Origin of the sequence: Streptomyces sp. CB02959 (assembly GCF_002803155.1) — a bacterium.
Taxonomy (GTDB): Bacteria; Actinomycetota; Actinomycetes; order Streptomycetales; family Streptomycetaceae; genus Streptomyces.
In genome coordinates, this window is sequence record NZ_NNBP01000009.1 from 25378 (window position 1) to 45252 (window position 19875).

Below are 19875 nucleotides of genomic sequence, written 5' to 3' on the forward strand. Positions count from 1 at the left end.
CAGTGGCTGGTCATCCGGTGCGTGCGGTGTCGGGGGCGGACAACGGGAGTTGTTCACCCGAACCGGTCCGCCACCCCGTCCCCGCTCGCCAGTCTCTGCACGGCCCGCACCGCGTCCGTCGCGTCGCTTCCCAGGAGGTCGTGGAGGAGCTGGGTGGCGGGCAGCGCGGGGTGCACGTAGACATGCTCCCTGCGTTGTTCGGCGGCCGCGAGCAGGGCGCGGAAGGTGGCCTGTGCTTCTTCCGTGTGCCCGGCGTGGTGTTGGGCCTGGGCGAGCAGTCCCAGGTGGAGCGGGCGGCGTAGGCGCGTTCCGGTGCGGTGCAGTTCGCTGAGCGAGGTGTGCATCAGGGCGAGGCCGTCGACTTCCCGTCCCAGGTGTGTCAGGCCCCATCCTTCGAGCAGGGCGAGCATCGACTTCCAGTAGAGCAGCCCGTGCTCGCCCGCCAGTCGGGAGCCTTCGGCGCCGTTCGAGCGCGCGGTGTGGGCATCGCCCTCCCAGGCAGCCACGACGGCGTTCACGTAGAGGGCGAAGGACCGGTCGGAGGGCCTGCTTTCGTATGCGGTCAGGCGCAGCAGTTCGCGGCGGCGCACCCGTGCGGTCTGCTGGTCGCCCAGGAGCCAGTGGGTGAACGTGTCGTAGGAGCGGCAGGAGACGCGCGGGTCGTGTTGGAAAGTGCGGCCCAGTGAGTGGCCCTCGTGGGCGAAGCGGTCCGCCATGGTGACGGCGTGCTCCAGGGCGTCGAGTGCCTGTGGCAGCAGGCCGCGTACGTGGAGCACGATGCCGTCGCCGTAGGCCGCGCCGAGCACCGCCACCGGCTCGCCGGTTCGCTCCGCGATGGTCCGCAACAGGCCGGAGAACTCTCGTGAGGCGTCGTAGCGGCCACTGACCAGGCACGCCGCCGACAGGGCCCAGAGCACCGAGGGGTCCTCGGGCGCGTCGGTGACCGCGCTGAGGGCCCGGCCGCGGGCGAGCGCCGTCTCGGCTTCGGGGTGGCCGTAGCCGCGGGTGGTGGCGAGGACCTGGCCGAGTTGAATGTGCAGGCGCTGTTCGAGCCGTGCGGCCTCGGGGTCGTCGGGGGGCAGGAAGCCGACCAGGTGCATCGCCCGGCGCAGCCAGGTCTCCACCTGCTCGTACGCCAGGCTCTGTTCGGCGTGTTCGGCGGCGCGCAGCAGCCTGGGGAGCCCCTGCACGGCGGGCAGCGCGCTCTTGGCGTGCCAGGTGTGATGGGCCACCCGTTCGATCTCCTCCTCGCCCACCTGACCGCGCCGGCGCGCGCACAGCGCCTCGGCGACCCGGGCGTGCAGCCGCTGCCGGTCCACGCGCGCCAGTTCGGCGACGAGCGTCTCCTGGACCAGGGCGTGGGTGAAGTGGAGCCGCCCGGAGTGGTGGGGATCCTCGTCGAGGAGTCCGGCGAGGAGCGCCGTCTCCAGCGCCGAGGCGACCGGTGCGTCGTCGGGCGCGACGCGGTGCAGCAGGTCGGTCTCGATCTCGGCGCCGATGACCGCGCACAGCCGCAGCACCGTCAGGACCGGCTCGGGCAGCGCGGCGAACCGCTGGTGCAGCACCTCGCGCACGCCGGTGGGGATGCGGGCCAGGAGGACGTCCGCCGCATCGGGGCGGTGCAGGTCGCGGGCGTCGCCGAGGAGGGAGAGCAGTTGCGTGACGAAGTACGGGTTGCCCTCGCTGCGCCGGTGCAGCACCTCCACGACCTTCGCGTCCACGCCGGGGCCGGCCTGCGCCCCGACCAGGTCGGCGACGTCCTGCCGGGAGAGCCCGCCGAGTCGCAGGGTCTCGGTGCTGGGGCCGCGCAGGACCGCGGAGAGCATCCGACGCAGTGTGGCGTCGGAGTCGACCTCGAACTCGCGCGCGGTCAGCACGATGCCGAGCGCATGGCCCTGGCGGCGGGTGCTCAGCAGCCTGAGCAGGTCCAGGGACGCGGTGTCGGCCCAGTGCAGGTCTTCCAGGAGCAGTACGAGCGGGCGCTGTGTGGCCAGGGTGAGCAGTGCCTCGCAGACCGCGTCGTGGGTGAGGAACCGGGCCTGGACCCAGTCGGCCGCGGAACTTGCCGCGGTGCCTCTCGGGTCGGACGACCACTCGGGCATCAGGGGAGCGAGCAGCGCCCCGAACGGTTGCGTCGCGTTGCGGAACTCGACCGGGCGGGTGGCAGACAGCCGCCGCAGGATCTGCGTCCACAACCAGTAGGGCGGGACGCCCTCGCCGAGGAAGCAGTGGCCCCAGACCACCTCCAGCGCGTCGCTGCCGTCGCCGCCGTCGGCCGCCTCCAGTCGTGCGGCGAGTTCGAGGAGGAGGCGGCTCTTGCCTACACCGGCGGGGCCGAGGACGCCGGCCACGTGTGCCTGGCCGGCGAGCGCGCCGGCCGCCACGGTGGTCAGCCGATGTAACTCCTGGGAGCGGCCGGTGAACGGCGAGCGGGCGGCCGGGCGGCCGCTCGCCGAAGGCACCTCGGCCGCCGCGGTCCCGTCCCCGCCGTCGAACGGATCGGTGCCCGCGGCCGATGCGCGCGCCCCGCCCCGGCCGGGCGCCTCGGCCGCGTCGGCCGTTTCCGGGCTGTCGGTGTCGTGCCGGGGCGCCCGCGCGTAGTCCGACCGGTCGGCTTCCGCGGGCCGTCCGAGCCCATGGGTCGTGCGGGCCGGGGTGTGCCCGTCGGCTCCCGGCACCGTGTCGTCGTGGTGCCGCGTCGCGGGTACCGGTCCCGGAGCGTTTGCGACTGCGAGTCGTTCCGCGGGCCCGAACGGTGCGGGGCGTGGGTTCGGAACAGGCCCGCGGCCCTCTGGTTCCTGGCGCAGAATCGCCGTTCTGATGCGGCGCAGTTCGGCGGCGGCGTCCACGCTGAACTCCTGGGCGAGGTGGGCGCGCGTCCGCTCGTACACCTCCAGTGCCTCGGCCTGCCGTCCGAGCCGGGACAGTGCGGTCATCAGGTGGCCGACAAGGCGTTCCCGGGCCGGGTGCCGGCGGGCCTCCCGGTCCAGTTCGGCGGCGACCTCCTCGGCCGCCCCGAGGGCCAACCGGGCCTCCGCGAAGGCTTCCACGGCGGTGAGCCGGAGTTGGTCCAGCCGTGTGCCCTCGTCGCTGAGCAGCGGGTGGCCGTCGAACTCCGCGTACGGCGAGCCCCGCCACAGCGTCAGCGCCTCGGCGAGGCGGTCCCGTGCGGCGGGCGCATCGGGCCGGTCGAGCAGCCGCCGCCCGTCGGCCACCAGGCGCTCGAAGCGGAAGACGTCGACCTGTTCGGGATCGACTTCCAGGACGTAGCCGGGCGCCCGGTGGCGCAGCAGCGCACGGGGCTCCGGGCCGGCCGCCGGCTGGAGGGCCCGTCGCAGGTGGGAGACGTGGCTCTGCAACGTGGCGACGGCCTGCCGCGGCGGCGCCCCGCCCCACAGCTCCTCGATGAGCGATTCCGTGGACACCACGCGGCCCAGGCGGATGAGCAGCAGGGCGAGGAGGGCCCGTCGGCGCGGTGGGCCGAGCGGCAGGTCGTGTCCGTCACGGCGCACCGACATGGGGCCCAGGACGTTCAGGAGGGGCGGAGCGGGATCGCACGCCGACGGCGACGGCGACGGGCCCGGCGTCGAAGATATGGGCATGTCGCTCCCCATCAGTCTCGCGCGCACGACCGTGCTGACGGGTGCTCGGTGGTCGCGCCGCCAACGTCATATAAAACAGATCTTTGCATACTGAACGGGAGTATTCCACGGCTGTAGTGCAGCAATCGGCAAGGATCCGGCAAGGACCGTGGCAGGGGCGGAGAACGGCCCGTGCCCTTCCCCCGGAACTGGTCAGCGACGTCGGACCACCCTCCCCGAACACTCCGCGCCGCCTCCGCACACCCGATCGACCGGCAGATCGCAAGCGGATGACGGAGGGGCCGCAGGAGTCCGGCCAGGAATTTGCAAGGGCGACGAGGCATGCTCTCGGTTCCGCCGGCCGGTCGAACGACGCGCTGGGAGACCACCGGGGCCGGCACGTGACACGTGGCGGCAGGCACCTGCATGAAGTCGCGCAGTGCGGCGGTACGGCTCCCGTGGACCAACGGCGGCCACGCCGGGCGACGGTACAGCAAGGTGCGCGCATCGACCAGTGATGCACAGGTGGACTCAGCGCAGATGCGGAGATGCGACATGACCGAGCAGCTGGCCAGCAGGCTGCTGGCGGACGGGATCGAAGAGATCGACATCGACTCGGAATGGGTCGACGATCTCCCGGTGTTGCGGGACGTACTGGAGCGGCACTTCGGCTCCGCCGTCGCGGGTTCCCGGCTCACTCCGTCCCCGCAACCCGACGAACTCCGGGCGGCGCTGCTCAACCGCTCGGCGCGATTAGCCGATCTGGTCGAGAGGTTACAAGGCGTCCTTCTCGGCGATGCGAGCGCCGTCGTCGTCAGAAAGATGCACCTGGACCACCTGGACGTCGACGATCGAGGTGTGCTGCTCTATTGCCTGGCCGCCGGAATGGGATATCCCACCGGTGCCGATCCCCGGCGGAATCAGGTCGTATGGCCGGTGACGGCCAGCGCGAGGAGCCGCGAATTCGAGGCCGCCCGACCGGAGTTGGATTTCGAGGCCGAATACCACACGGACTCGCAGTACCATCCCGACCCGGAGCGTTACTTCCTCCTGTACGCGGTGCGGGCGGCGCGGTGCGGCGGCGGCGACAACAGGGTGCGGGCGAACGCCCACATCACGGAATTCCTGGCGGGGACCCCGGAGGGCCGGAAGGCGATGAGGGTGCTGGAGGCCCTCGACGTTCCCTTCCGAATTCCCTCGGACTACACCGACAGTGGCGAGGCCCCGGAGAAGCGGTACACCTTCGCTCCGATACTCGCGGAGCGGAACACGCTGCGGTGGCGCAGGGACACGGTCGAAAAGGGCTTGGCGGAACTCCCCGAGTACGATCACCCGGATCTGCGCGACGCCCTCGGAATGCTGGAGTCGGCGCTGGCCGAGGCACCGCACGAGGTGCGCCTGACCCTCGTCGACGACAGCTTCATCGTCGTCGACAACCACCGCGCGGTGCACGCCCGTACGGAATTCGCCGACCTCGACCGCCACCACCTGGGCATCCGGTTCCACGACACCCAGCACGTTCGCTAGCGCCGGCTGAAGGGATTTCCCGGCCGTTCTGGTGCGGCGTGTGCGAGGAATGCGTCAGGGGCCGTCCGGGCCGAACATCGCCCGAGGGAAGGTGACGGTGAATTCGGTGTGCCCGGGGCGGCTGTTCATCACGACCGCTCCGCCGTGCGCGGTGACCACGGCCTCGACGATGGCCAGCCCCAGTCCGGTGCCGCCCGCCGCCCGCGAACGGCTGTGGTCGACCCGTACGAAGCGGCCGAAGATGTCGTCCTGGAGCTCCTCGGGCACGCCGGGGCCGTCGTCGGCCACCGTCAGCCGGGTCCCCTGGCCGTCGGCCGCCAACCGCACCGTCACGGCGGTCCCGGGCGGGGTGTGCATCCGGGCGTTGGCGAGGAGGTTGCCGACGACCTGGTGCAGGCGGTGTTCGTCCCCCGCCGTGGTCACCACCGTCTCGGGGAGGTCGAGCAGCCACTGGTGGTGCGGACCGGCCGCCCGCGCGTCGTCCGCCGCGTCGAGCACGAGCCGCGTCAGGTCCACCGGCCTGCGCTCCAGGGCGCGGCCGGCGTCGAGGCGGGCGAGCAGCAGCAGGTCGTCCACGAGGTGGCTCATCCGCACGGACTCCGCCTGGATCCGTTCCAGGGAGCGCCGGACCTCGCCGGGCACCGGCCCCTTGTGCCGGAGGGCGAGTTCCGCATGGCCGCGGACGTTGGCCACCGGGGTCCGCAGTTCGTGACTGGCGTCGGCGGCGAAGTGCCGCAGTCGTTCCTCGCTGGCGTGTCGGCGCTCCAGAGCGTTGCCGACATGACCGAGCATCCGGTTGAGGGCGGTGCCGACCTGCCCGACCTCGGTGCGCGGGTCGGCCACCGGCACCGGTGCCGGCATGGCGACCTCGCCACTGGCCAGCGGCAGTTCGGCCACGCTCGCCGCCGTGGTCGTGACGCGGCGCAACGGCCGCAGCGACAGTCGCACCCACAGCACGCCCAGAACGCCGGTCACCACCAGGGCCCCGCCGAACACCGCGGCCTCGACCGCCTCCAACCGGTGCACGGTCTCCTCGACCGGGCGCAGCGGCAGACCCGTGATCAGGACGTCGCGGTCGTCGCCCACGACGGCGTTGACGCGGTACCGGCCCAGTGCGGACAGCCGGATGCCGTGTCCGGAGCCGTCGGTCGGGAGGGTGGCCAGCGCCCGGCGGTCGGCGGCGGACAGCGGCACCGCGGCGTCCGTCCGGTCCCGTACGACGGCCGCCCGGGTCGGGGTGCCGCGCAGCAGCCGGGCGCCGAAGGTGCCCTCGGACTGGCCGCGGGTGTCCGGCTGGTTGTCGGCGTCCGGCCTGGACTCGTGTTCCAGGCTCGCCGCGAACCGTCCGGCGGAGGCGGAGAGCTGCTGGTCCAGGCGACCCACCAGGAACCCTTCGAGCGCGACGACCGTGGTGACGCCGACGGCCAGGCAGGCCAGCGCCAGGAGCGCGACCAGACCCGCGGTGAGCTGGCTGCGCAGGGTGCGCGGGAGGAACCGCTTCACGAGTGCTCCGGCTTGAGGACGTATCCGACGCCGCGGACCGTGTGGATCATCGGGGTCCGGCCGGCGTCGATCTTCTTGCGCAGGTAGCTGATGTAGAGCTCGACGACGTGGGACCGGCCGCCGAAGTCGTAGGACCAGACCCGGTCGAGGATCTGTGCCTTGGACAGCACCCGCCGGGGGTTGCGCATCAGGAACCGGAGCAGCTCGAACTCGGTGCGGGAGAGTTCGATCAGTTCGCCGTCGCGGACGACCTCCCTGGCCTCCTCGTCCATGACCAGGTCCCCGACGACGAGCTGGTCGCCGTCGCCCTCCGGCTCGTGCGCCATACCGGCCCGGCGCAGCAGACCGCGCAGCCGTGCCAGCACCTCTTCCAGGCTGAACGGCTTGGTCACGTAGTCGTCGCCGCCCGCGGTGATGCCCGCGATCCGGTCCTCGACGGCGTCACGTGCGGTGAGGAAGAGCACACAGACCGTCTTCAGTTCCTTGCGCAGCAGGCGCAGCACCTGCAGCCCGTCGATGTCGGGCAGCATCCAGTCCAGGACGACGGCGTGCGGGCGGAAGGTCCTGGCTACCGCGAGCGCGGAGGCGCCGTCGGCCGCACTGCGGACCTCCCAGCCCTCGCCCGCCAGGGCTCCGGAGAGCACTTCGGTGAGGTCCGGCTCGTCGTCGATCACGAGGACGCGTACCGGGGAGCCGTCGGCGCTGTGCAAGGGGGAAGGGGGGCGGTGAGTGTGCATGGTGACTCCAGCATCCCTCCCGTGCGGGTGTGTGCGGGTATGAGCCGGCTCTGAGTTTCCTGTGAATCGTGCGGCGGGTCGTCACTCAGAGGTTCTTCAGAGGTTGCGCTGCGACGCTGGCGCCGACCACGGAAGGAACGACCCATGAGCACCATCTCGCACACCCGCCGCAGTGCCCATGGCGGTGCCTGGCCGCGCCGGCTGGCGTCCGCGGCTCCGTTGCTGGCGCAGGGCGTCATCGGGGCGGGGGCGGTCGGTGTCCTGGCCCTGTGGTGGACCGGCACGGCGTCCGTGGTGGGACCGGCGGGCTGGCTGACGGGCGCCGGCCGGATCACCGGTCTGCTGGCCGGGTACGCCTGCGCCGTGCTCGTCGCGCTGATGGCCCGCGTCCCGCTGCTCGACCACACCCTGGGCACCGACCGGCTCGCGCGCTGGCACGCCACGGGCGGGCGCTACACCCTCTCGCTGGTACTGACCCACACACTGCTGATCATCTGGGGCTACACCCTCACCTCGCAGAGCGACGTCCTGCACGAGACGACCACCCTCGTCCTCGACTACCCGGACATGCTCAAGGCCACCGCCGGCTTCCTCCTGCTGGTCGGCACCGGCGTCCTCTCGGCGCGCGCCGCCCGACGCCGGATGAGCTACGAGACCTGGCACTACCTCCACTTCGCCACCTACCTGGCCGTCTTCCTCACCTTCGGCCACCAGCTCTCCAACGGTGCCGACTTCGTGGGCCGGCGGCCCGCCCAACTCGCCTGGTACGCCCTGTACGGAGCCGTGGCGATGCTGATCATCTGGTACCGCTTCGTGGACCCGGTACGGCGGTCGCTGCGCCACCGGCTCCGGGTCGCCGACGTTCGCCCGGAGGCCCCGGGCGTGGTGTCGGTACACCTCACCGGGGAGCGGCTGACCGAACTCGGCGCCCGGCCGGGCCAGTTCTTCCGCTGGCGCTTCCTGGCACCGGGCCTGTGGTGGACCGCCAACCCCTACTCGCTCTCCGCCCCGCCACTCCCCCACCGGCTGCGCATCACCGTGAAGGACGCCGGCGGGCACAGCGCGGCCCTGGCGCGACTGCGGCCGGGCACCCGGGTCTGGGCCGAAGGCCCCTACGGCGCCTTCACCGAGGCCCGGCGCCGGTCGGCCAAGGTGCTGCTGCTCGCGGGCGGCGTCGGCATCACCCCGCTGCGCACGCTCTTCGAAACCCTCCCCGGCGACGTCACACTCGTCTACCGGGCGCGGCGCCCGGAGGACCTCGCCCTGCGCGCCGAACTCGATGCCGTCGCGGCAGCCCGCGGCAGAGCCGTGCACTACTCCGTCGACGAACCGGCCGGGTACGCCGCGCCGTTGACCGCCCGCGCCCTCAAGCAGCTGATCCCGGACCTGGCCGACCACGAGGTGTACCTGTGCGGTCCGCCCGGCATGACCAGCGCCGCCCGACGCGCCCTGCGCGGGGCCGGTGTGCCCCGGCACCGCATCCACCACGAATCGTTCGAGTTCTGAGGAGCCACCGTGCGCCGAGCCGTACTGACCGCAGCGTCGACCAGCGCACTGGTCGTCCTCCTGCTCTCCCTCAAACCGCACCAGCCCGCCGGCCTGACAGATGACCTGGCCCAGGGCGGCACCCCACCGTCCCCGGCGCCCACCGGCCGTTCACCGCACGGCGCGCATCCGGCCAACGGCACGTACACCGGTGCCCCGGTCAGCACCCGTTACGGCACCGTGCAGGTCGCCGCCACCGTCAACGCCGGCCGGCTGACGGCCGTCAAGGTGCTGCAGGCCCCGTCCGACAACGGCCGCGACCGCGAGATCGCCACCTACGCCCTGCCGCGCCTGACACAGGAGGCGCTGAGCGCGCACGGCGCCGGCATCGACGCGGTGTCCGGCGCCAGCTACACCAGCGCCGGCTACATCCGTTCGCTGCAGAGCGCCCTGGACCAGGCCGGTGCCTGAGCCCCGCCGCGGACTGCGCCACGTCGAGCGGGCCATGGGCACGGTCTTCTCGTTCGACATCCGCGACACCCGCACCCCCGCCATCGATTCCGCCCTGGCCGACGCCGTCGCCTGGCTCCACCACGTCGACGCGGTCTTCTCGACCTACCGTCCCGACAGCGCCGTCAGCCGACTGGCACGCGGCACGACGGCGCTCGACGCATGCCCCGCGGAGGTGCGCGAAGTCCTCGACCTCTGCGAGCAGGTGGAGCGCGCCACCGACGGCTGGTTCAGCAGCACCGCCGACGGCAGCCTCGACCCGACCGGACTGGTCAAAGGGTGGGCGGTCGAACGCGCCGCAGACATCCTGCGGGCCGCCGGCGCCCACCACACCTGCGTGAACGGCGGCGGCGACCTCCAACTCGGCGGCGGGACGGCACCCGGCGTACCCTGGCGCGTCGGCATCGCCCACCCGCACCGCCCGGGCGAACTGTGCACCGTCGTCACCGGACACGACCTGGCCGTCGCCACCTCGGGCACCGCCGAACGCGGCGCCCACATCCTCAACCCCCGCACCCGCACCCCCGTCACCAGCCTCGCCTCGCTCACCGTCGTCGGCACCGACCTCACCACCACCGACGCCTACGCCACGGCCGCCTTCGCGATGGGTCCGGACGCCCGGGACTGGCTGGAGGGGCTCGACGGACACGAGGCGTTCGCCGTCACCCGGAACGGCGGGACCTGGCACACCCGGGGATTCCCCGGAACGCCGTGACGCCGGCCCGGCCGGACGGCCCCGGCCGCGCGCAAGTCACGGACCCCCCGCCGTGCCCCACACAGCCCGGCCCCTCCTGTCAGGAACGGGCGGGGCCCGGCAGAGAGGGCGCGGCCTCGGCGGTCCCCGCCCGGCCGCCGGCCGTCCGCAGCGTCACGGCAGCCGCGACCCCCGCCACCAGTCCGCACGTCAGGGCGGCCGGGACGCCCTCCCCGATGCCGGCGGACAGGCGCAGCAGGCCCCCGTGCAGGCGCGCGCCGTCCATCGCCATCCGCAGCAACTGGCTCGCCAGCAGCCCGAGGACGGTCGCGCAGACCGCGCCCACCGCCATCGCCGGGACCGTGGCCCGGGTGAGCAGTCCGGGCAGCCGCCGCAGTGCCCACCACACCACGACGAGCAGCAGCCCGTCGGCGGCGCGGTACAGGAGCCAGTCACCGAGCGGCGTACCCCCCGGTCCCGCCCAACCACCGAGCAGCAGCCACTGCCGCAGGAGGTCGCCCGGTTCGGAGAGCAGCCCGATGTTCGGGGACACCGCCTGGAGGGCAGCGGCAACCGACTGGTACGAGAGGACCACCAGCGACAGTGCGACCATCGCGGTCCCGGCGGTCGCGGCCAGGCGGGCGGCGCGCGCCGGGGCGGCCTCCTGCGGCAGCGGACCGGCGCCCTTGGCGGTGACCCGCGCCAGGCACACGGTCACCGCCGCCGCGACCAGCCCCGTCAGCACCAGAACCTGCCGCCCGGAGGAGGTCACGCCCGCCAGCTGGGACAGCAGGCGGAAACCACCGTGCCCGCGCGACGCGATCAGCCACGGCGCGGAGACGGTGATCGCCAGGGTCCCGGCCACCAGGACGACGACACCACCGGATCCGCAACGGACGCCCCAACCCCCGCACCCGGCCCCCGTCCGGGACCGGACAACGGCCTCGGACCGTGCACCGGCATCCCTTCCACGGATCGCGGATCACCCCCCTGTTATTTTCGGGCGGTGACGGACTACGAGGTGGCCGGGGAGCCCGGCAAGGGGTATCTGCTCGACAATCAACAGGCCGAGGCCGGGCAGCGGTTCACGGCGTTGGCCGAGTTGTTCGACCCGGTGACGTTCCGGCGGCTGCGGGCGCTGGGCGTTGCGGGCGGGTGGAACTGCTGGGAGGTCGGGGCGGGCGGCCCGAGCGTGCCCGCCTGGCTGGCCGAGCGGGTCGGGGAGAAGGGCCGGGTGCTGGCCACCGACCTCGATACGTCGTGGATGCCGCAGGCCGGGGCGCCGTACGAGGTGGTTCGGCACGACGTGGGCGCCGACGAGGCGCCCGAGGGGCCGTTCGACCTGGTGCACGCGCGGCTCGTCCTGGTGCATGTGCCGGAGCGCGAGGCCGCACTGCGGTCCATGGTGCGGGCGCTGCGGCCCGGCGGATGGCTGCTGGTCGAGGATGCCGATCCGGCGCTGCAGCCGCTGGCCTGCCCCGACGAGTACGGCCCTGAGCAGGAGCTCGCGAACCGGATCCGGCGCGGCTTCCGCGCGCTGCTCGCGGAGCGGGGCGCACAACTCGCCTTCGGGCGGACACTCCCCCGGCTGCTGCGCACGGCCGGATTGGCCGATGTCGAGGCCGACGCGTACTTCCCGATCACTTCTCCGGCCGGAAGTGCGCTGGAGGCCGCGACCGTACGGCAGATCCGCGACCGGTTGATCCAGGGCGGGCTGGCGACGGCCGAGGAGATCGAGGAGCACCTCGCGAACATCGGGTCCGGGCACCTCGACACCGCGACGGCGCCGCTGATCTCCGCGTGGGGACGGAAGCCGTCGGAATAGCCCCGCCCGACGACCCCGCCCGACGGCTCGGCCATCGGCCGGGATCACCACGGGGAACACCATCGCTCCGAACACCGACCGGCTGACTGGCCGGCTGACTGACCGAGGGGCTGACTGCGCGCGATCCGCGCGCAGTCAGCCCCTCGGCCCGCAAGCACGTCAGCCGAGGCCACCCAGCATGGAGCCGCGGTCGCCGAACCCCGTGGAGTCGCGGCCGCCGAACCCCCCGAGGAGCCGGTCCCCCATACCGGAGGAACCGCCGCCGAGGTTCCGCGCGCCCCCGAAGAGGCCGTCATCGTGGCCGTCCGTGGGCTGCTGCTGGGCGGGAACGGGTGCGGCGGCGTGGGCCGGCGCGGCCGTGGCGGCGAGCCCCACCACGGGAAGCGCGGCCAGCAGCGCAGCCGCAGCGAGGCGAGACGGGTTCAACACAGGACAGTCCCTTCGTCGTCGACCATGACAGTGGAAGCCTGTCCACCCGCACCTGCGGGCGTCCGGTACGGGACGGCGAATCACCTGATCGGAGCCCGGGGCCCGACCGGCTTCGCCCCTGGTTACGGCGCACGAACCGGGGCGGGACGGTGTCCGGACAGCCGACCACGGCGCCGCCCACCGACTGCGGGACCACCGACCGCCCCCTGACTCGGGGCGCGTGTCCAGGGTCACAGCCCACCTCGCCGAACAGCAGGAATGCCGACCCGACCGGTGCAGTTGGCAACTACACGCATGCACGGCGTGCGCCCAAGCCTTCCGGTATCTACGAGGAGTACCCCCGTGACCGTCACAGCGTCCTCCAGCTCCCGCGCGGCCGAGATCCTGTCCCGGCCCGTCGCGCTGAACGGCCTGACCGTCCCGAACCGCATCGTGATGGCCCCGATGACGCGCATGTTCTCCCCGGGCGGTGTACCCGGCGAGGACGTGCAGTCGTACTACGCCCGCCGCGCCGCCGCGGGCGTGGGCCTGATCGTCACCGAGGGGACCTACGTCGGCCACGAGTCGGCCGGGCAGAGCGACCGTGTGCCGCGGTTCCACGGGCAGGAGCAGCTGGCGGGGTGGGCGAAGGTCGCCGAGGCCGTCCACGCGGCGGGCGGCACCATCGTGCCGCAGCTGTGGCACATCGGCATGGTGCGCAAGCAGGGCGAGCCGCCCTTCGCCGACGCCCCGGCCGTCGGCCCCTCCGGCATCCGCGTCGACGGCACCGAGGGCACCGGCAAGGCGATGACCCGGCGCGACCTGGACGACGTCATCGGCGCCTTCGCCGAGGCCGCCGCGGCCGCCGAGCGCATCGGCTTCGACGGCGTCGAACTGCACGGCGCCCACGGCTACCTCCTCGACCAGTTCCTGTGGGCCGGCACCAACCGCCGCACCGACGGATACGGCGGCGACCCGGTGGCCCGTACGAAGTTCGCCGCCGAGATCGTGGCCGCGGTCCGCGAGACCGTCTCGCCCGACTTCCCGGTGCTCTTCCGCTACTCGCAGTGGAAGCAGGATGCCTACGACGCGCGACTGGCCGAGAGCCCGGCAGAGCTGGAGGCGATCCTGGCGCCGCTCGCCGCGGCCGGCGTCGACGCCTTCCACGCCTCCACCCGCCGCTACTGGCTCCCGGAGTTCGACGACTCGGACCTGAACCTGGCGGGCTGGACCAAGAAGCTCACCGGCAAGCCCACCATCACCGTCGGCTCGGTCGGCCTCGACGGCGACTTCGTCAGCGCCTTCCAGGGCGAGGGAGCCCCGGTCCAGGGCCTCGACAACCTCCTCGACCGCCTGGAGCGCGACGAGTTCGACCTGGTCGCGGTCGGTCGCGCCCTGCTCCAGGACCCGCAGTGGGCGGCCAAGGTCCTGGCCGACCGGTTCGCGGAGCTGAAGCCGTACGACGCGGCGGCGCTGAAGACGCTGAGCTAGGCAGCTGCGTCCGGACCGCGTGGTTGCGGTCCGGACGTGCCGCCCAGGCAGGCAAACCGGACACTGCCGAGGTGACGAGGCATCAGCCCGGCAACCGCCAGACGAGGGACACGGCGCATACGGGCAGAGCGTTTCGGGCAGATTGAGCGCGACCTCAGCACCTTCTCGGAGAGGCGCATCACATGCACCGCGTCGCAGCTGTCATTCTGGGAACTCTCGCAGTACTCGGCGTTTTCACGACTCCGGCAAGCGCCGCACCCCACGACGGCACCTCGGCAACAGGGTCGTACGACTACGCGTTCTTCAACCCCAGGCTCGACGGCACCAATATGGTCATGAACGGCTAGGCTCCGTCCGGGCGGTCACGTGCGGAGCCGGCGGACGAACGTCATGCCACAGAAAACGAGTTCCGCCGCCTGCGCCGCGCAGCCTACGCTTCCGTGATCGAGGACACCGCATATCCGACGGAGCGTGGGGCCCTGACATGGACGTGAACGGCGGCAGCGGCCCTGCATCGCTCGGCCCGGCTCTGCTGCTGAGCGGGTTGCGATGCCTGCGCGAGCACGGCGCCCGGACCGCTCGGCTGTACACCGGGACCGCGAATCCGTACCGGTCCTACGACCTCTACGAAAGCGTCGGGTTCCGGCGCCGGAACGAGTACGTCCGCTACCGCAAGCCGATCGCCGTCTGATCCGGTTGAGGTGGCTCCGCACCACCTCGACCGGGCGGATTGCCGAAGACCGGGCCCGGATCGACCGGCCTGGCACGCCTCGGCTCACGACGCCGAGCGCCGGAGCCGCTACGCCGGAACGGGATCCTCCGGCTGCCTCTCGGGGCCGACCTCAGGATGTGACGGATCGTGGGGCCAGAGACTTCTCGATGAGTACCGCGGCCATCTCCTGGGCGCGCTCCGCGGCCTCGTCGACCGATTGCATGGAGTTCGCGATGCAGGCGCCCTCGTGCAGGATGAGCAGTTGGCCGGCCAGTTTCCCGGGGGCGTCGGCGCCGGCTTCGGTGGCGAGGTCCTCCAAATACGCCAGCAGCCATGCCTTCTGCTCGCGGGCGACTTCCTGTCCGGCGTGGTCGGCGGGCAGTTCGACGTAGGCGTTGACGAATGCGCAACCGCGCGGATTGCGCTCACGCATCCATGCGCGCAGGGCGTCGAAGGTGGCCAGCAGCTTTTCCTCGGGGGCTCCGTCGCGCTCGTCGACGTACTCCACGAGCGTGGAGCGCCACAGCCCGTCGCGGGCACGCAGGTAGGCCAGGATCAGATCCTCCTTCGAACCGAAACGGTCGTAGAGCGTCTTCTTGGTGACCCCTGCCTCCTCCGCGATCGCCTCTACGCCGACGGCGCGAATCCCCTGCTCGTAGAAGAGTCGAGAGGCCGTTTCGAGGATCTTCACACCGGCGGGAGTCAGGTGCTGCGCACCGCGCCGCTTCCCGCCCCGGCCGGTTGTCCCACTGTCGCCAGTCATGTCTTGACGGTACACGGACCGGTATGGTTACGTCAGTAGCTATACCGGTCTGTATACCTGACATTGACGACGCTGACCTGGGGCTTCTTCATGTTCGGTGACGCCATCAGCCTGGTGAGCGGCTTCGGGATCGCCGTCTGCGTGGGAGGCGTCGACCTGGTGCAGCCCCAGCGCTCACGAAAGGCCGGGGGCCGCGCACCTCGCCCCGATACCCGTCGACGCACCGCGGCCCATCCCCGCACACCAGCCCACCGCCTCACGAGGAGAGCACCCATGAAGCCAGTAGTCATCGGCGAGGACGTCGAACTGCAGCGAGCGCACCTCGCCGCGGCCTACCGCGGCCTCTACCGGCGCGGCTGGATGCCGGGAACGTCGGGAAACATCTCGGTACGGAGCGGCGATGCCGTCGTGATCACGGCCGGCGGCCTGAGCAAGGGCACGATGTCCCACCACGACGTCGTCGTCGTCGAACCCGAGCAGGGGCTCCCACTGCTCGGCGAGAGCGAATGGCCCCCGGCCGAGACCGCCATCCATCTGGCCGTCTACCGGCAGTTGCCCTCGTGCGGAGCGGTCGTCCACGCCCACGCGCCGCATTCCATGGCGCTCGCCAACCTGGCCGGCGCGGCGGGCCCCATGGGCCAAGTAACCTTCACCGATTGGGAGTTGGCCAAGGGACTAGGGGTGGCCGATCCGCGGCTCGTCACGGTTCCCGTCTTCGCCAACCGGCCCGAGGCGCCCCGTATCGCCGAGGACGTGTCGGCCTATCTCGACGAGTCGGGGGCCGACGCTCCGCCCGCCCTGTTCATCGAACGGCACGGCGTCACCACCTGGGGGCGCGACCTCGAAGAGGCCCGCAAGCGGCTGGAGTGCATCGAGGAACTGAGTCGGCTGACCCTGCTGGTCGGCACGTACGGGGCCGGAGCCACGAAGGAGGCGGTGCGGTGACGCTACCGCAGGCGCCTGGAGGAGAACCCGGCCTCAGCCCCCGCGTCGCCCGGGATACGGAGCAGACCACCCCCCGTATCGAGAGCTATGTCCAGCTGCCCAACTTCTTGATCGTCGCGGCCGAGCGTGGGTGAAATAGGACGTCGAACGGTGATTTGAGCAGCGTTCCCGCGCGTCGTCCGGCACGGGTAATGAATTCCACTGCGCGGATTAAAGCCGGGATCAGGTCGGTAAAGAATTTCCCCGCAACCGATGAGAAATCCCTTGGAACAGCCGACGACGGCTCGACCCGCCTCGAACATGCCCAAGACTGCTGCGCATGGCTACGACAGTCCTCGACAGAACCTCCCCCACCGGCGCCACCGCCCGGCGCGCGCCCTGGCGATCACCGGTGGGGCAGCCTGCATACGCGCGACCTGCGCTGCTGGTCATCACCGTGCTCGCCGCCGTGCTCTACGCGTGGGGGATCAACCACAGCCATTACCACACCTTCTACGCGAACGCCGCGCGCAGTATGACGGAGAGCTGGAAGGCGTTCTTCTACGGTTCCTTTGATCCCGGCAATTCCATCACCCTCGATAAGTTGCCGGGATTCCTGTGGCCGCAGGCGATTTCTGCCCGGATTTTCGGTTTCCATCCCTGGGCGCTGACGCTTCCTCAGGTATTGGAGGGGGTGGCGAGCCTTCTGGTCCTGTACCGGGTGGTGCGCCGCTGGGCCGGTGACAACGCGGCGCTGATCGCCAGCGGCGCGTTCCTGCTGACGCCGGTGTCGGTGGGACTGTTCCGCACCGCCGTCGAGGACCCGCTGTTCACCCTGTGCGTGCTGCTCGCGGCCGAGGCCACCCAACGCGCGGCGGAGGACGGCCGGTTGCGCCCGCTGGTGATGGCCGGTGTCTGGGTCGGCATCGGCTTCCAGTCGAAGATGCTGGAGGCGTGGGCGGTCCTCCCCGCGCTCGCCGCGGTGTACCTGATCTCGGCACCGGTCCCCCTGCGGAAGCGGCTGGTGCGCCTCGGGCTGGCCACGGTGGTGATGACCGCGGTCTCCGCCTCGTGGATGGTGGCCGTCGCCCTCACCCCGGCCAAGGACCGGCCGTACGTCGACGGCACCACGAACAACTCCGCGTTCAGCATGGTGGTCGGCTACAACTTCCTCAACCGCTTCGCGTCCCTGGGCATCAGCGCCGCCTCCACCGGCAGCATCAGTGCGACGCGGGGCGGTGGGGGCCACGGCTCGGGTCATGCCGGGGGCCAGGACGGGACTAACGCCGGGGGCCGTTCCGGGGCCCATGCCGGGGGTGCGTCGTACGGCGCCGGGTCGAGCGGAGGCGCGGGCGCACCTCGCGGCGGCGCCCCCCACCCGCGGACCGCCGACGGCAGCGCCACTCCCGGCACTCCTGGTACACACAGCGGACACAGCACACCCGGCACACCCGGCACACAAGTCGGGCAGTGGACGGGCTCCGCCCACATGTCCGCCCAGGCCCATCGCGGTGGAAGCGGCGGCTTCGGCAGCGATGGCCAGGACGGCTGGTCGAAGATGTTCGGCTCGTCGCTCGCGTCGCAGACCGGCTGGCTCTACCCGTTCGCCGCCATCGCCCTCGTCTGCGGCCTGCTCTGGCGCCGGGGCAGGCCGCGCACGGACCGGCTCCGCGCGGGCTTCGTCCTCTGGGGCACCTGGCTGACCACGTACTTCCTGGTCTTCAGCGCAGGCAGCGTCGGCGGCCACACGTACTACATGGGCGTCATCGCGGTACCGCTCGCCGCGCTGACCGGCGGCGGCATCACTCTGCTGTGGCACGCGTACCGGACCGGTGGGCGCCGCGCCTGGGTGCTGCCCGGCGCGGTCGCCGCGACGGCGGCGTGGGGTGCCTGCCTCGCCGCCGAGTTCCCGTCCTTCCTGCCGTGGCTGGCGCCGGCGGTGGGCGTGCTGGGGCTGGTCGCCGTCGTCCTGCTGGCCCTCGCCCGCCCGGGCGGCCCCCGGCACGGCCGACGGCTCGCCCTGGCCGGTCTCGCCGCCTCACTCGCCGCCGTGCTCCTCGCGCCGAGCGCCTGGGCGGTGCAGGTCTTCAACCCGGCGTACGGCAGCTCTTCCATGGGCGCGGTCGGTCCGTCCGGCACACGCGGCGGCCATGGCGGCCATGGCTCGGCGAAGCTGCCAGGCGGTGGGCACATGAAGGGCGGATTCGGCGACTCCGACGGCCAACTCACCGCCAACCAAGGCAAGTTGCTCGCCTACACCACCGCCCACCGGGGCTCGGCCGAGTACCTCTTCGCCACCAACGGCTGGAACAACGCGTCCCCGTACATCCTCGCCACGGGCGCCCATGTCCTCCCCCTGGGCGGCTTCAGCGGCCAGGTGCCCTTCCCCACCAAGGCCCGGTTCCGTCAGCTGGTCGATTCGGGCAAGGTGCGTTACGTCCTGCTCGGTGGCGGCCGCGGCATGGGCGCCATGTTCGGCGGCGGCGGTGGTGGAGGCACGACCTCCGCCACCCGGATCACCGACTGGGTACGGTCCAGCTGCACCCGCGTCCCGGCATCGGCCTACGGCGGCAGGCAGTCCCCGGCGACCGCACCTGCCGCGGAGGGCAACACCACCCAAACCCTCTACCGGTGCGATCCGGCTCGCTGACCGGCCCCCTGCACAGACACCGCCCCCGACTCCGCTTTCACGGATCGGGGGCGGTGCCGTACGAGGCTCCGGACGGTCCTGGTCCTCCAGTTGGGGAGTCTGCTCAGCGGTGCGTCCAGGGGACTTCGCATCAACTCAGTTGGCGATGCCGACCGGGTGGACCTTGATGCTGTCGTCGTACGAGCCGCCCAGCTTCAGCGCGTCCGCGGGCCACTTCAGGGACACGCTGTGGGTCTCGTTCGGCGGCGTCACGATGATGTTCGTCGGGTTGGCGAGACTGTTGCCGCTGAAGTCGACCTTGTACGAGATGCTGAAGGTGGCGGTGTCACCGGGCTTCAGGTCGGTGATGCGGGGCACCTCGCCGCCGCGGTGCACCGGGGCGGAGGTGCCGTCGGCGTCCTTCAGGTCGACACCCGCGAAGCCCGCCGCCGAGCAGGTCTTCCCGCCCGTGTTCGTCATCTGGACGGTGATCTCGCCCACCTTCTGGTCGGGCGAACTGTCCACGGCCTCCATGGTCAGGTCACTCGTGCGGCAGAACTTGGCCTTCCCCCCGCCCTGCGCCGTGCCGCCCCCGGAGTGGGCACGGGAGGGGGCGGAGGTGCCGGAGCCGGACTTCGACTTGCCTGCCTGGGTATCGGCGCCCTGCGTTCCGGTGGAGGAGCCCGCGCCGCTGGATTCGGCGGCCGTGCCCGAGTCCGTACCCGTGCTCGCACCCGTCTGGCCCGCGGGCTTCGCGCCATTGGTGTCCAAGCCGGAGCAGGCGGTCAGGGACAGGGCGGCGCCTGCGGTCAGGACCGCGGCGGCAACGCGCAGGGTGCGGCGACGAGCGGTGCGGGCAGTGGCGTTGGAGCTCATTTCGGGTCCCCCCGGGGGCGTGTGTGTCGTTGTCTCCTCGGTACGTCACCCACTTTGGTCGGGGCCGCTATCGCCAGGCTGCCGCTCCGCTAACACCCAGCTAATACGGTGCCGGCCGGTACTCCAGAGCGGCTGGACCTTGCACCGGCTGCGGCACGGCGCCGGACGCAACCGCCCAATCATGTGCGGCTGGTGACAGGGTTCTCACCG

15 protein-coding genes and 2 pseudogenes are annotated in these 19875 nt (G+C 72.1%); 10 read left to right on the plus strand and 7 right to left on the minus strand.

From position 1 onward, the window contains the following. Positions 1–53 precede the first annotated feature (53 nt). Positions 54–3518, minus strand: a complete 3465-nt coding sequence (locus CG747_RS16265; protein WP_100602454.1) for an AfsR/SARP family transcriptional regulator — start codon at positions 3516–3518, stop codon at positions 54–56. Positions 3519–4136: 618 nt separating this feature from the next. Between CG747_RS16265 and CG747_RS16270 the strand changes: the two genes are divergently transcribed. Then, positions 4137–5108 (plus strand): TauD/TfdA family dioxygenase, encoded by a 972-nt coding sequence (locus CG747_RS16270; RefSeq protein WP_100602455.1) that lies wholly within the window; start codon positions 4137–4139, stop codon positions 5106–5108. Between the two features lie 54 nt (positions 5109–5162). Here CG747_RS16270 and CG747_RS16275 read toward each other — a convergent pair whose 3' ends face one another. Then, entirely contained in the window at positions 5163–6611 is a 1449-nt protein-coding gene (locus tag CG747_RS16275; protein WP_100602456.1) for a cell wall metabolism sensor histidine kinase WalK, read from the minus strand. Then, complete coding sequence (locus CG747_RS16280; RefSeq protein ID WP_100602457.1) at positions 6608–7348, minus strand: response regulator transcription factor; 741 nt, start codon at positions 7346–7348, stop codon at positions 6608–6610. Before CG747_RS16280 ends, CG747_RS16275 begins: the two co-directional genes overlap by 4 nt. 144 nt (positions 7349–7492) lie before the next feature. Between CG747_RS16280 and CG747_RS16285 the strand changes: the two genes are divergently transcribed. Genes CG747_RS16285 through CG747_RS16295 form a run of 3 tightly spaced genes read left to right on the plus strand, consistent with a single transcriptional unit; the run spans position 7493 to position 10058 of the window. After that, positions 7493–8854 carry a ferric reductase-like transmembrane domain-containing protein gene (locus tag CG747_RS16285; RefSeq protein WP_100602458.1) on the plus strand — a complete coding sequence of 454 codons (1362 nt, stop codon included), beginning with the start codon at positions 7493–7495 and terminating at the stop codon, positions 8852–8854. Between the two features lie 9 nt (positions 8855–8863). Next, positions 8864–9304, plus strand: a complete 441-nt coding sequence (locus CG747_RS16290) for an FMN-binding protein (RefSeq protein ID WP_100602459.1) — start codon at positions 8864–8866, stop codon at positions 9302–9304. Further along, positions 9297–10058: an FAD:protein FMN transferase gene (locus CG747_RS16295; RefSeq protein WP_374701779.1), complete on the plus strand. Its 762-nt coding sequence runs from the start codon at positions 9297–9299 to the stop codon at positions 10056–10058. Before CG747_RS16290 ends, CG747_RS16295 begins: the two co-directional genes overlap by 8 nt. A 79-nt stretch (positions 10059–10137) precedes the next feature. Here the strand turns inward: CG747_RS16295 and CG747_RS16300 are convergent. Next, positions 10138–10905, minus strand: a pseudogene (locus CG747_RS16300) (hypothetical protein); the annotation flags it as partial. Positions 10906–11043: 138 nt separating this feature from the next. Here CG747_RS16300 and CG747_RS16305 point away from each other — a divergent pair. Beyond that, a complete protein-coding gene (locus CG747_RS16305; RefSeq protein WP_100602461.1) occupies positions 11044–11862 on the plus strand; it encodes a class I SAM-dependent methyltransferase in 819 nt (272 codons plus the stop codon). Positions 11863–12021: 159 nt separating this feature from the next. On the opposite strand, the gene CG747_RS16310 is transcribed toward CG747_RS16305, so the two are convergent. After that, the gene (locus CG747_RS16310; protein WP_180985566.1) at positions 12022–12288 is read right to left on the minus strand and encodes a hypothetical protein; all 267 of its coding nucleotides are present in this window, start codon (positions 12286–12288) and stop codon (positions 12022–12024) included. A gap of 345 nt (positions 12289–12633) precedes the next feature. Here CG747_RS16310 and CG747_RS16315 point away from each other — a divergent pair, with 345 nt between their 5' ends. Further along, on the plus strand, positions 12634–13761 hold the full coding sequence (locus tag CG747_RS16315; RefSeq protein ID WP_100602463.1) for an NADH:flavin oxidoreductase: 1128 nt from the start codon (positions 12634–12636) through the stop codon (positions 13759–13761). 517 nt (positions 13762–14278) lie between these two features. After that, a pseudogene (locus CG747_RS16320) lies at positions 14279–14452 on the plus strand (GNAT family N-acetyltransferase); the annotation flags it as partial. Between the two features lie 151 nt (positions 14453–14603). On the opposite strand, the gene CG747_RS16325 reads toward CG747_RS16320, so the two are convergent. After that, entirely contained in the window at positions 14604–15236 is a 633-nt protein-coding gene (locus CG747_RS16325) for a TetR/AcrR family transcriptional regulator (protein WP_180985567.1), read from the minus strand. Between the two features lie 273 nt (positions 15237–15509). Here CG747_RS16325 and mtnB point away from each other — a divergent pair, with 273 nt between their 5' ends. From mtnB to CG747_RS16340, 3 genes are all read left to right on the plus strand, one after another. Beyond that, a complete protein-coding gene (gene mtnB, locus CG747_RS16330) occupies positions 15510–16181 on the plus strand; it encodes a methylthioribulose 1-phosphate dehydratase (RefSeq protein ID WP_180985568.1) in 672 nt (223 codons plus the stop codon). Beyond that, the gene (locus CG747_RS16335) at positions 16178–16315 is read left to right on the plus strand and encodes a hypothetical protein (protein WP_257980455.1); all 138 of its coding nucleotides are present in this window, start codon (positions 16178–16180) and stop codon (positions 16313–16315) included. Before mtnB ends, CG747_RS16335 begins: the two co-directional genes overlap by 4 nt. A 185-nt stretch (positions 16316–16500) precedes the next feature. After that, the gene (locus CG747_RS16340; RefSeq protein WP_100602466.1) at positions 16501–18810 is read left to right on the plus strand and encodes a glycosyltransferase family 39 protein; all 2310 of its coding nucleotides are present in this window, start codon (positions 16501–16503) and stop codon (positions 18808–18810) included. A gap of 135 nt (positions 18811–18945) precedes the next feature. Here CG747_RS16340 and CG747_RS16345 read toward each other — a convergent pair whose 3' ends face one another. Further along, positions 18946–19665 carry a DUF4232 domain-containing protein gene (locus tag CG747_RS16345; protein WP_100602467.1) on the minus strand — a complete coding sequence of 240 codons (720 nt, stop codon included), beginning with the start codon at positions 19663–19665 and terminating at the stop codon, positions 18946–18948. Between the last annotated feature and the right edge of the window lie 210 nt (positions 19666–19875).